10 protein-coding genes (1 of these 10 running past the window's edge) are annotated in these 13,377 nt (G+C 36.2%); 2 read left to right on the top strand and 8 right to left on the bottom strand.

Translation table 11 applies throughout. The annotated features are described in order from the left end of the window. Positions 1-8: 8 nt before the first annotated feature. Positions 9-2,735: a zinc-dependent metalloprotease family protein gene (locus tag F0365_RS11030; RefSeq protein ID WP_169933733.1), complete on the bottom strand. Its 2,727-nt coding sequence runs from the start codon at positions 2,733-2,735 to the stop codon at positions 9-11. A 209-nt stretch (positions 2,736-2,944) separates the two neighbouring features. On the opposite strand from F0365_RS11030, the gene F0365_RS11025 reads away from it, so the two are divergent. Further along, positions 2,945-3,460 (top strand): hypothetical protein, encoded by a 516-nt coding sequence (locus tag F0365_RS11025; RefSeq protein WP_169933732.1) that lies wholly within the window; start codon positions 2,945-2,947, stop codon positions 3,458-3,460. 4 nt (positions 3,461-3,464) lie between these two features. Here the strand turns inward: F0365_RS11025 and F0365_RS11020 are convergent, their stop codons facing one another. The 7 genes from F0365_RS11020 to fahA form a co-directional block, all read right to left on the bottom strand. Beyond that, positions 3,465-3,998: a DUF922 domain-containing protein gene (locus tag F0365_RS11020; RefSeq protein WP_169933731.1), complete on the bottom strand. Its 534-nt coding sequence runs from the start codon at positions 3,996-3,998 to the stop codon at positions 3,465-3,467. Further along, positions 3,999-4,400, bottom strand: a complete 402-nt coding sequence (locus tag F0365_RS11015; protein WP_169933730.1) for an OsmC family protein — start codon at positions 4,398-4,400, stop codon at positions 3,999-4,001. A 3-nt stretch (positions 4,401-4,403) separates the two neighbouring features. Then, the gene (locus F0365_RS11010) at positions 4,404-6,362 is read right to left on the bottom strand and encodes a LysM peptidoglycan-binding domain-containing protein (protein WP_240961608.1); all 1,959 of its coding nucleotides are present in this window, start codon (positions 6,360-6,362) and stop codon (positions 4,404-4,406) included. 7 nt (positions 6,363-6,369) lie between these two features. Beyond that, positions 6,370-7,902: a glutamine-hydrolyzing GMP synthase gene (guaA, locus tag F0365_RS11005; protein WP_169933729.1), complete on the bottom strand. Its 1,533-nt coding sequence runs from the start codon at positions 7,900-7,902 to the stop codon at positions 6,370-6,372. Positions 7,903-8,011: 109 nt separating this feature from the next. After that, the gene (gene bshC / locus F0365_RS11000) at positions 8,012-9,610 is read right to left on the bottom strand and encodes a bacillithiol biosynthesis cysteine-adding enzyme BshC (RefSeq protein WP_169933728.1); all 1,599 of its coding nucleotides are present in this window, start codon (positions 9,608-9,610) and stop codon (positions 8,012-8,014) included. A gap of 110 nt (positions 9,611-9,720) precedes the next feature. Next, a complete protein-coding gene (locus tag F0365_RS10995) occupies positions 9,721-10,905 on the bottom strand; it encodes a hypothetical protein (protein ID WP_169933727.1) in 1,185 nt (394 codons plus the stop codon). Beyond that, positions 10,906-12,195, bottom strand: a complete 1,290-nt coding sequence (gene fahA, locus F0365_RS10990) for a fumarylacetoacetase (RefSeq protein WP_169933726.1) — start codon at positions 12,193-12,195, stop codon at positions 10,906-10,908. A 98-nt stretch (positions 12,196-12,293) separates the two neighbouring features. Between fahA and glyA the strand changes: the two genes are divergently transcribed. After that, on the top strand, positions 12,294-13,377 hold the 5' portion of the coding sequence (gene glyA, locus F0365_RS10985; protein WP_169933725.1) for a serine hydroxymethyltransferase. Its footprint extends 188 nt past the window's final position; only the first 1,084 of its 1,272 coding nucleotides appear in the window; it begins with the start codon at positions 12,294-12,296; the stop codon falls past the right edge of the window.

Here is a 13,377-nt window from a genome sequence, read left to right as displayed (position 1 = left end):
AGGGGTATTTATTCGATAATGATCTTTTTAGTAATGGTCTTGTTTCCATCTTTAATTTGAACAAGATACATACCTGAAGAAACCCCATTTAAATTAATGTTTTGATGAAAGCTAGAATAAGTTTCATAAGACCTTTTGAACACTGATCTACCGCTTAAGTCAAAAATATCGAGTTCCACTAGATTACTAGAAGCATTATCAAATAGAATATTAAAGCTACCGCTGCTAGGATTCGGATAAATGGATAAATTATCTAATTCAAATGTCTCATTACTCAATGGAGTAACCACTGAGGTACATACTTCTAAAGACCAACTATTGAGTGTGCCTAAATCTTGAGCTGTATTATCGATAATACTTAAAGTCCAATCACCATTTGCAGGCAGGTTGTCAAAAACTGAAAAGGTGCTTGATGGGTCAAAGTTACCTACGGTAGGCTGTCTACAAAATACGGCAGCAGCTCCATCTTCAAATGTAGCATTCAAATCATCTTGATTTGCACATTCTCTATTCCACACCAAAGCGAGGTTATTACTGGAAGGGTCAGAAATACCTATAGTCATATCAGAAATATAGGTATGTGAAATATCTACACCTACTTTGATACTCGCCACATTTTCTGTAGCTGGTACATTTATCGTAGAAGTAATTCCATTGCTATTATTATCTGGTATAGCGGTATTTAATGCTCCGGATTGATAAGTGGTGCAAACCGTTTGAACACTTGCATTTATATTAAACTCCACATTATTAATGGCAAAGAAAATATTTCCAGCTCCTTCTACCAGGAGTCTACAGCTAGGAGCAACGATACCGGCTGGAACTAAGAGATCATAAGAGCCCGTGTTAGGCACATTACTAGCGAGAACGGTATCAAATGTTCTTCCACCATCAGTAGACAGTATGATATTTACATTGGAAGTATTAATTCCGTTAGCATTAGTTCCCGCTACATTCCAAGTAATTGTTTCTATAGTGTTAGGACGCCATACCGTTCCACTATTACCAGGAGAGGTGACACGAAATGGACCTGCATTGGCATCAACTTGAATGATCATTTGGTCTGCATCGGTTTGCCCACCTCTAGAATCGTTATCTCGTACAGTTAGTACAAAATTCATAGGTCTTGTAGCAAAAGGAAGTTTTTCCCATTGTGTAGAATTACCGCCAAAAGCAACAATAGCTTCTAATTTAGGAATAATTCTAACACTTTGATTTGTCCCTTCAAATGACCTTACTAATGGACCATTAATATTATTTTCAAGAGGGGTCCCTGCGGGTCCTAAATCAAATTGCTCCCAAGTGTAAGTATGTGTCGATGTCCCATCAGGATCTGTAGAATTACCTACTAATCTATATGGAGTTCCTCTAGGAATAGTATAGTCCGCATCTGCAATTGCAATAGGTGCAGTATTTCCTGTTAGGTTTGGTTGCGCACAAGTACTAAGACCACTAAAAACATTATTAAAAATACTTAGCAAGCTCGTTTGATGAAAGTATGCATCACTATTATTTTGAATGTTTTGAGGAGGACATATTCCTGCATAAGCCATAATAGTAGTTCCACTACCTGGTTCATAAGCACTGTTTGCCGATCTATTACCTCCAGCACAATTTGCAGCATCTCCATTAAACGTATGCGGTGCTCCCATTTGATGTCCTATTTCATGAGCTACAAAATCAATATCAAAGGGATCACCAACAGGCGCTCCCCTTCCAGTAACTCCTTGGGCCTTTCTATTGGTGCAAGGTGACGCTAAAGAAGCTAGACCGCCACCACCGGTGGAAAATATATGACCTATATCATAATTAGCAAAACCTATGGTATTATCAATAGCAGTTTGATTCTCTCCGAGAATGGCACCTGGATTCGTATTTGAAAAATTATCAAATCCTATAGAGATCAGAAGGTCATTATTTGCTACAAAAGTCATCGTAATACTCAAATCACGCTCATAAATAAAGTTATTTCTAGTCATGGTAACAACCATAGCGGCCATGACTGCCATTCTCTTATCAGTATCTGTTGCACTTGCAGCTATTCCTGCTCTCATCCAGTGAAAATCTGAATATTCTACGGTGGTAGAAATAGCTAATCTGAAATTTCTCAAAATACCATCATTAGCGTTCTTTAAATCAATAGGTAATTCTGAATCTGCAAACCGTTGGTTCAACCCTAAATCATCATCTACATGACATTCCCATCGTTCACCTAAATCAATGAGATCCTTTTTCCTATAAACGACAACAGAAGAGTTATCCATGGTATAAGAATCAACAAATTGTGTCCCCAATTTAGGGGAAAACATCATCCCATGAAATCCTTGAGATGTAATTGAGAATCTAATTTGGTTTGTTGGCTCACTAATACTCTGACCTACATAAGATCTAAAATCGGAATATGTAGCCTGTAACTCGGGAGCCATAACGCTGGCTTCTTTTACTTTAAAAAACTCGATTCCATCAGAAGTAGGATATCCAATGATACTATTTGATGGGTTAGAGCTAGCACCTCTTTGCGGAGCATTTGCCAACTTATTTTTCAAGGCTCCCATATCAATCCTATAGTATGAAGCTATAGTAGGTTCCGATTTTCTGGACCATTGGGACTCATTTTGTAATTGAGAAACACTAACCGAAGACCAAGAAGACTTCATATTTTGTGCTGTACCTGGTAAGACAATACTAATGCTAAATAAAAGTATTGTCACCCATAACCGATAATTTTGAAACATATTATAATTTTTAAACAACAATGATAAGAGAAAATGATCGCATTTTAATGCCATTTGCAATGCTAAGCTTACTTTAACACTTTAAATCGCCTATAAAAGTCCTGTTACTTTATCCCGCTTTCGTAACAAATCAAATACGGCAAGGACTTCATTTAAAAAAATCAGAAAGCGGCAATAAAGGAAACATTCAAAACCTAAATTTGAAATTCATGAGTAATATCTGGCAAATCTTATTTGTATTGGTCTTACTGACTTCGTGCAAAACCAAGACAGTAACAAATGACAAATCAATAGAACTGCAAAAATGTCCCATGGACGGCAGTTGCTCTTTTGAAGTATTTAAAGACACCGAGCTTCTGATTCTGGAAGATGAGTTTAAAAATAGCTATCACCGACTACAGGCTGCTAAAGGAAGAGTGGTGTTAAAATTTGAATACAAGAGAAATCAAGATCCTGATCTGGCAGATGATTCTTATTCTGAAATGATATTTATAGAAATCGATGAAGAGGTGACTGATTTGGAACTGAACAATGAGTTATTAAGTAAGGCAAAAGTGAGTTTTAGAAGGATGTGCTTTTGTCGTGGTGCAACTGGACTCTATAAAATCAGAAAGGGCCGTTTACATATTTCTGATCACCGCAAAGGTTTTCAAGTAACACTATATTTTGAAATAGATGAAGTGCCACAAGTAATCTCTTCTTTTACGGAATATTTTGAGATTTAATGCGCTAAGCTTCTAAGCTGGTTTTAAAAAGTTCTTCTCTGATTTTATCAGACCATTTTTCTTGGGCGTCTTTTAACAGCCCATGCTTGGTTTCGAGATCATAGGCTTTTTGAGTTTGCTGGCGCTCTTTTTCAAATTTTCTAAAGATATAATCCACTTCTTTCTTAGGATTCTTTTGTGGGATATACTTTTTGTAGGCAGCCCTTAGTTTACGAGCGTATAATTCCGAAATATCCCAATGCAACTGTTCGTGTGTTAGAAGACCTTGATTATTTTCATTACTATTCTTTTTCCAACTCAGTTGAGGATAAAAATAGGTTTTCACATCAACATCTATAGTTAACTTTCCATCTATATTTTTACTGGTAAAACGATACCCCATTCCACTATTGACACTTGCAAAATGCGTCGCGTTTTTAGGTGGCACCCCTTTAAAATCATTCCAAGTTAACTGCGGGCGTTCCTTATAAGTGAATTTTTCTACTGGATCTGTATAGAAGAGTAATAAGGATGAAAAGAGAAAAAGAACAACTTTCATTTATTCCCAATTAAATATAATATTTTTCACCAGTTCGGGATGTAAACTACGCAGAACTGGACAAGTATTTGCCACACGTTCTAATATCAATTGTGTTCTTTGATCACTTTTTCCTTTCATATCGAGTTCCACATCTATTTGAGAAATACGACGTGGATTTGCCGACATGGTTTTAGTCACTTTTGCTATACTACCTAAAAGGTCCACTTCCATTTCTTCAGCTTTGATACCCATCATAGTAAGCATACAACTTGCTAGGGCAGTAGCTACAGTATCTGTAGGGGAAAAAGCTTCTCCTTTGCCATTATTATCTACTGGAGCATCTGTGGTGAACGAATTGCTGCTTTTTAAATGTGTTGATTCACATCTTAGATTGCCTTTGTATTCTACAATTGAAGTCATTGCTTATAATTCTTTTGTAATCGCATTAATATCCAACTCTTTAATACTCAAATCTTCTTGGTATTGTAAAATATAAATAGCGTCGTTATAGAATCCAGAAAAGAACTTTTTTGAATAATCAAATTTGTTCTCGGTCATAACCGTTTTACCATTTCTCAGGGCACTTTCATATAAATCAGAAGCACTCGCTTGTCTGAAGATAATGTCTAGAGCCACATCAAAACCTCTTGTAGCATAAGCATTAGGCGTAATATTATAAATGGAATAATACTTCTCAATAAAGGAGTTACGATCGTCGCTTTCTTTAAACATGCGTGGAAATATGTAATGAAGCCTCGCTAGCTTTGTATTTGATAATTCCATCCCTTCATAATTCTCTAAACCAAACATGGTAATTTGGTGGGTAGTTGTTTTTGCGGAGTAATTTGTAACTGCGTCTGTAATAAACCCTACATTATCTACCGCTAGAACCACTACATTTTCTACATCAGCTTTTAATTTTTTGATATAGTCCATACTGTAAATATAATTCTTCTCAGCGTTGGGAACTAAAACGGTGGCACCAGGTAAGATGGAGCTAAACTCATTTTTAAGTTCGGGATTAGCATTATCTGTTACAATAATCACATTTTTACCAGCGGCATATTTTACCAAGTAATCTTTAAGCTTTCTCTTGAGCACATCATCACCAGGTCGCGCTTGAAACAAATTGCGATACAACCGCACATCTGTATTGGTTAAAGGAGAAACGACTGGTATATTCATTCCTTTAAGCTCTTTGGCCGTTTCGACAACATTCGTAGACATCAAAGGACCTATCACCGTGCTGTATTGGGTAAAGTCAGTTCCTTTCAAAATATTCTTAGTAGCCTGAAGATTTTTCTGCGTATCAAAAATATCATAAGCTACTGGAATTCCCAATGTATTGGCACTGTCTATTGCGATCTTCATACCGCTATAGAAATCTAATGCAATACGCATCGTGCGATCACTCTTTAAGTTATCACGGTCGGTAGTGGTCTCGTTTATTTTTTGAAGAGAGAAGGGAAGCATAATAGCAAGACGTTGTTTTTTAAAGTTTCTCAAACTATCTACTAAACTAGCAATACCAGAAGTTTCTAATTTCAAATCTATTAGTTTTCCATAATTAGGATTTGGGATAGTAACGCTCATTCCTTCTTTGAGTCCTTCTTTTAATTGTGGGTTCAAAGAAATCAAAGAATCTTCACTTATACCGGCTAACTTTTTAAGCGAATACATACCCATTTTCTTAGGTATTAGGTATTCCATCATTTGATTTTCATCTAAAGCTGCTGCTATAGGCGCTTCATCATCCTTATCGTTTAAGGTGATCAGAGATACATTCTTCGGTACATTTAATATCATCCCTGGTCTTAACGCATCTACCTCTGGATTGAGTTTTTGAAGGGAATCTGTTTTGATACCATATTTAGTAGCGATGCGGTACATTCCCTCGCTAGGCATTACAAGATACTTACCGTCTGGCAAATTAGTAGGATCTAATACAATTTCTTTAATTTTAGGAACTGTCATCTCTACATCTTCAAAAACAGGTATTTGAATACGGTCTCCTTTCCTTAACGGATTAGAATACAGTTCTTTATTTGCTTCTTTAATATCTAACTCTGTAATATCATATTCTTTAGAAAGACTGTAAAGGGTCTCTTTACGACGTACCCGGTGTTTTTTATACTTTTTAATTCTTCGTTGTGTAAGAACTTTATTCTCAGCTGGAATCAAAAGTACTTGACCGTATTTTAGCCCAGACTTTAAATCTGGATTGAGCTCTAACAGCTCTTGAGAGGTCACCTTATACTTTTTTGTAAGTGTATAAATCGTTTCCCCTTGCTCTACGGTGTGTTGCTTGTAATTTTGCAGAATTGCGGCATCCGCTTTCGCGAAAGCGAAACACATACAAACTATAACTATTATATTTTTCATATTATTGTTATTCCCATTCTATGGTTGCTGGTGGTTTTGAACTGATGTCATACACCACTCTATTAACGCCTTTAACCTTATTTATTATTTCATTACTGGTAGCCTGTAAAAATTCATAAGGTAAATTCACCCAATCTGCAGTCATCCCATCTGTACTTTCTACTGCTCTAAGAGCTACACATTTTTCATAGGTGCGCTCATCTCCCATCACTCCAACGCTATTTACAGGCAAGAGAATTGCTCCTGCTTGCCATACCTTATCGTATAGATCCCATTTTTTTAGGTTGTTGATAAACACCGCATCTACTTCTTGAAGGATGCTTACTTTTTCTGGTGTAATATCTCCCAAAATTCTAATGGCAAGGCCTGGACCAGGAAAAGGATGTCTTCCTAACAGCTCTGCTGCCATCCCCAATGACTTCCCTACTCGCCTAACTTCATCTTTAAACAATTCTTTTAGTGGTTCTACGATTTTAAGCTTCATAAAATCAGGTAATCCACCTACGTTATGGTGTGATTTGATCGTAGCACTAGGCCCACCAGTGGCACTGACACTTTCTATGACATCTGGATAAATAGTACCTTGAGCAAGCCAGGTTACATTTTTAACTTCATGTGCCTCATCATCAAAAACTTCAATAAAGACACGTCCTATTGCTTTGCGTTTTAATTCGGGATCACTTTCTCCAGCCAGAGCTTCCATAAATCGTGCCGAAGCATCAACTCCCTTTACATTCAAGCCCATACCTTCATACTGTTGAAGTACTTGAGTAAATTCATCCTTACGCAACAAACCATTGTTCACAAATATGCAGTATAGGTTTTTACCTATTGCTTTGTGCAGCAACATAGCTGCCACTGAAGAATCTACACCTCCTGAGAGTCCTAAAACAACCCGGTCTTCGCCGATCTGCTTTTGTAATTTAGCTACCGTTTCTTCTACAAAACTATCAGGTGTCCAGTCTGCAGTTACTTGAGCAATATTAATAAGGAAATTTTCCAATAACCTCTTCCCATCAGTAGAGTGATACACTTCTGGATGGAACTGTATCGCATAAGTCATTTCACCTTCTATTTTGTAAGCTGCATTTTGAACATCATGCGTACTGGCAAGCAGGATACTATTGCCTGGTAACTTTTTAATGGTATCACTATGACTCATCCATACCTGACTTCCTACGTGTATTCCTTCTAAAAAAGGATCTTCTTTGATAAAGGAAAGGTTTGCACGTCCATATTCTCTAGTGCTAGAAGCACCTACTTCTCCACCGTGAAAATGAGCTAGATATTGAGCTCCATAACAAACCCCTAATAGTGGTTTTTTACCTCTTATCTCCTTTAAATCTATATGAAAAGCAGCTTCAGACCTAACTGACATAGGGCTTCCAGAGAGAATTATTGCTTTATAGCCATCTAGGTTAGATGGAACTTTATTGAAAGGATGGATTTCAGAATAGATGTTTAATTCTCTTACTCTGCGCGCGATGAGCTGCGTGTATTGTGATCCAAAATCAAGTATTAATATCTTGTCGTGTTGCATGGGCAAATTTACTTTTTTAAAAACTAAACTTTAGAGATATAAAAGACTTTTGTTAACGCGTTTTCAAAAGAATTCTAACACGTAAAACAAGGATAAATAAGTTCTAAAATTAGAGTTCAATAATGGTAAATCTCAAATCCAATGGATCTAGATTTTCTTTAATGTTATCAATAAGCCCTTTCCCATATTCTTGATAGAAGACAGAAAAATTAGTTTGCCTTTCTTGCAAACTATCGTTAGGGAAAAGTTCTTTTTTAAGTTTTAAAACTCTTTCTAGATGATCTTCTAACTGTCGCTTTTGGGCTTTTAATAGCCTTTTTTCCAGGTATTCTAATCCTTTTATTTGCTTGTGTTCCTGAGCTTTTACTGCATTTTCAAATGAAGGATCTGTTTGAGTTGCTAGTTGATGAAGTGCTACAAATTGTTGCTTCAAATGCTCTTTCTGATCCGAAAAATCTATTTCTATACCACTAATTTGATGTGTAAGTTGAGTAGTAAGCTTATGATCTTTTTCAAATAGATCCCAGACATCTAACTGCATTTTTTCCAGCTTATACAGTTGCTTTTTAGTCACTAACAGTGCCGAGTTGCGCAATAATAGCATGGGGAAAGTTACTTGTTGTGAATCAAAATAATCTTTCAATTCTAACCAATATGCCATCTCCCCTCCACCACCTATATAGCATAAATTAGGTAATATCACCTCTTGATAAAGCGGTCTCATAATCACATTAGGCGAGAAACGCTCTGGATGGCTTTCTAGTTCTTTAAGTATTTCTTCTTGGGTAAAGGATGTTTCTGTCTCGTCTATATGATAGATTCCTTCCTTTTCTATAATGCGTTTGCGATAGTCATCCGTCAGATAAAATAAATTGATCTCTCGGGGATTTACCTGAATTTTATATGACGCTGGCCAAGTTTCTAGCGTTTTACTAACTGCCTTAAAGCTAGCTTTTGAAACCAATTCTTCTTTAAAATAAGGTATCGCCAAGGACTTCAATCGCTCATTATCAGCATCTATAATAACCAAACCTTGCGCCTTAAACAATTCATGAGCAATGACTCTAGTGGCATCTGCAAGGTTTTTATTTTCTAAATATCCTTTTTCAAAAAGGCTCAACACTTCTAAGGCATGATCATGTTTCCCTAAAAGATCTTTAAAGACAGAAAACACATCATCTAATCCATCTGTTGATAGCCTTCCGACTCCACCACTAGCCTCTCGATTGTAAACTACTTTTTTATCACTGTAATTGAAATATTGAATCTCTTCAAAATCATGATCTTCTGTGGCCATCCAGTAGACAGGTACAAAATTGCTGTTAGGATGCTTCTGTTGAAGTTGTTGACACAAATTAATGGTCGAAATAATCTTGTATAAAAAATACAATGGCCCGGTAAACAAGTTAAGCTGATGGCCCGTAGTGACCGTAAACGTACCTTGCTCCTCAAGTAACTTAATGTTTTGAACACTCTGCTCCTTGTCTTCAATAGACTCGTATTGATGTAGTAATACTTCAGATAATACTGCTCTCTTTGCTTGAGCATCGGCCCATTCAGATTGTTTTTCTAAAATCTGCTCCTCAAAGTTTTCCATTTTTGGAAACCTGTGATACAGCGATTTCATTAGATCCTTTTCATCAAGGTAATCTGACATTAATGCAGAGAAATGTCTAATAGACTGATAAGATTTATGGTTCAAACTCATTGATTTTGGATCTGTTCAAAGATAGGAGTTGCATTGTGAAGTATTTCTTAAGACTTAACTAGATGTGGTCCTTCTTTTTGTCTCGCTTTCGCGAAAGCAGAACAACTATTCTAATTGTAAGTTAACCTATTTAAAATCTGTTTTATCTTCAACTTAAGGTCTTCTCCGGTATCGTAAACCATTTGTTCATCTGGTGGAAAGTTAACCGACTGCGGATTCAACGTCTCTAGGTAATTAGCCTCCAAAGCCCTTCTATCCCCGTATATAGAGCCATAGATATAGGTAAACACAAAACTACTGTTCACTGGAAAACGGTCGACAACTTGAAGCGTTCTTTTATCTTTTAATTGAACTATTGCATTGACATTAGATTCCTTTAATTGGGTGTTTTGAATCACATTTGCTTTGATCGTAATGAATTTATCTTTTTTAATGTCATTGCCAAGACTATCTTTTTTTACATTACCGTTAGTATCATACTCATAAATAAAACCGTCTTTGATTTGTTTTTCCTTTATCAACTCCTTTTGTAGTACTTGCTCTGGAGAAATGACTATTCTATCGATGATAATGTCCAGATCATAATCATAATCTAGCGCATTGATCTTGTTATTGTGGTATTGAGTCCATTGATCATTAATACCATAAGTAGAAAAATTGAGTAACTCTTCTTCTAGCCTTTCTGGTAATACCGTCTGTGATTGATTTTGCAAACCGACAAGTATATAATGTGTTCCTTGTTCTAAAGCTTGTTGCATCAAAGCACGTGTATCTCTAAAGTTAGGATTTATCTTATCCAAATACCTAAGGTCATTATAGACCTCTCTAGACTCCATGATAGTAGCAACCGCTATAGCTTCTTTAGAATTATCCAATAAATAATCGCTAAGAATAGTTCTAGAAGCTAGGATTTCAGAATGATAATCTTGAAATTCAAATTGAGCTAATCGATTATTTTTCAATGATTTAAGCGGCAATAAGGGACGTATCCTATTCTGACGTCTATCCATTCTTAGATAGGTTTCATAAATAGGTTCTAGCACCGCAGGATTAGGATCTAATTGCCACCTTTGCAGCTGCATTTGATCTTGTTCTGTTGCTTTTTTAAAAGCTCTCTCAAGAAGTGGAATATACTCCTGGTTTCTTTTAGAGTTCTTACCATCTACTAAATTCTCTACAGCAATGTTAATAGCTTGATCGAAATCACCCTCATTGATAGCTGTTTCTGTTTTTTTAACACTACTACAAGAAGCTAGCAAGACTAGGGCTGTTACCACAATTAATAATCTTTTCATTTATTTAGATTTAGGCTGATAAATAGGTAGAATCTTGTTAGAAACCTCTCCAAATCCTATCCTTAAATCTCCTTTATGGCAGTAGCCTCTCATCGTTACTGTATCGTAATCTTCAATAAACTTGCGTTCTGTACCATCGTTAAGTTTTACAGGTTTTTCTCCTCTCCAACTCAACTCTAACATCGAGCCATAAGAATCTGGTGTCGGACCTGAAATGGTACCACTACCCATCAAATCACCGCTATTTACTGGACAACCGTTCACTGTATGATGTGCTAACTGCTGGGAGATATTCCAGTAAAGATGCTTGAAATTGGATTTACATACCGTAGTTGGTCTGCCTTGTTGTGGTGTGATGTCCACCTCTAAGTTGATATCAAAACTACTATTCTTTTTAGAATCTAGATAATCCAGTACTGGCTTTTCTCTTTTAGGGCTTTCTGTTCTGAAAGGCTCTAAAGCTTCCAAGGTTACTATCCATGGAGATATAGAACTCGCAAAACTTTTTGCAAGGAAAGGCCCGAGCGGTACGTATTCCCATTTTTGAATATCTCTTGCACTCCAGTCATTAAGCATCACCATACCAAAAATATAATCTTCGGCTTCGTTTACAGGAATAGGATGTCCTAAGTTATTAGCGTCTGTTGTAATAAAAGCCATTTCTAACTCAAAATCTACCAGCTTAGAAGGTCCAAAAACAGGCTGATCTGAACCAGGAGGAATGGTTTGTCCCTGAGGTCTATGAATAGGAATATTTGATGGAATGATGGAGCTAGATCTGCCGTGATAAGCTACAGGCATGTGCAACCAGTTAGGTAATAGCGCATTATCTGGATCTCTAAACATAGTACCTACATTTGTTGCATGCTCTTTACTGCTGTAGAAGTCTGTATAATCACCTATGAGTACAGGTAATTGCATCTCCACTTCATCCATAGCAAAAATAATTCTATCTCTATGCTCTTTATGATCTCTTAATTCTGGATTGTTTTTATCAAAGATATCGCCTATTCTATTCCTAACAAGCCTCCAAGTTTTTTTACCATCTGATATGAAATCATTTAGGGTATCCTGCATGAACATATCATCTGTTAGTGGTACCATATCAAAATAGCCCATTTCTTGCAGTGCTCCTAAATCAATAGCATAATCTCCGATTCGTGTACCGATGGTAATGACGTTATCTCTAGTAAGGAAAACACCGAATGGTATGTTTTGAATAGGGAAATGGGTATCTCTATTATATCCTATCCAGGAGCTTCTTTTAGGATCGTTAGTTTTATTAGCCATGTTATCTTGATTTCTTGTTAAAATATATTCAAATATATTGTATATGAATTGGATGATAGCATATGTACCTTATTTTTGTCATCTAAAATTTTTTTAAAATGGCTCATAAAGATCAAGAAATTTTCAATCTCATTGAGAAAGAAAGAATTCGTCAAACACAAGGTATCGAATTAATTGCTAGTGAAAATTACGTAAGTGATGATGTACTTGCAGCAGCTGGTTCTATTTTAACTAACAAATACGCTGAAGGCTATCCTGGTAAAAGGTATTATGGTGGGTGTGAAGTAGTAGATGAAATTGAAAACATTGCCATTGAAAGAGCAAAAAAGCTATTTAATGCTGAATATGCTAATGTACAGCCTCATTCCGGCAGTCAAGCCAATACAGCAGTTTATCATGCCTGCCTGAATCCAGGAGACAAAATATTAGGTTTTGACCTTTCTCATGGAGGGCATCTAACACATGGATCTCCTGTAAATTTTTCTGGAAAAATTTATAAAAATTCTTTTTATGGTGTTGAAAAAGAAACTGGCTTATTAAATTACGATAAAATTGAGGAAATTGCCATAAGAGAGCAACCAAAATTGATTATCGCAGGAGCGTCAGCCTACAGCCGTGCAATTGATTACAAGAGATTTAGAGAAATTGCAGATAAAGTAAATGCTATCTTATTGGCAGATATTGCTCATCCTGCTGGTCTTATAGCAAAAGGAGTTATCATAGATGCTGTACCACATGCTCATGTTTGTACGACTACCACTCATAAAACCCTTAGAGGTCCTAGAGGAGGACTGATCATAATGGGGAAAGACTTTGACAATCCATTTGGACAAAAATTAAAAAATGGAAACCTTAAAAAAATGTCTAGTTTACTAAATAGTGGCGTATTCCCTGGTAATCAAGGTGGACCGTTAGAGCATATTATTGCAGCAAAAGCAATAGCATTTAAAGAAGCTTTAACCGAGGACTTTCTACAATACATTCTTCAAGTTAACAAGAATGCTCAAGTAATGGCTCAAGAATTTATCAAAAAAGATTTTCATATCATTTCAGGAGGAACTGATAATCACATGATGTTGATCGACTTGAGAAATAAAAACATTACTGGAAAAGAAGCAGAAGAACTATTGGGTAAAATTCATGTTACTGTAAACAAAAACATGGTTCCCTTTGACACAGAGT

The sequence above is a fragment of the Nonlabens sp. Ci31 genome, assembly GCF_012974865.1.
Classification (GTDB): domain Bacteria; phylum Bacteroidota; class Bacteroidia; order Flavobacteriales; family Flavobacteriaceae; genus Nonlabens.
This window is presented reverse-complemented; position numbering and strand designations above follow the sequence as displayed.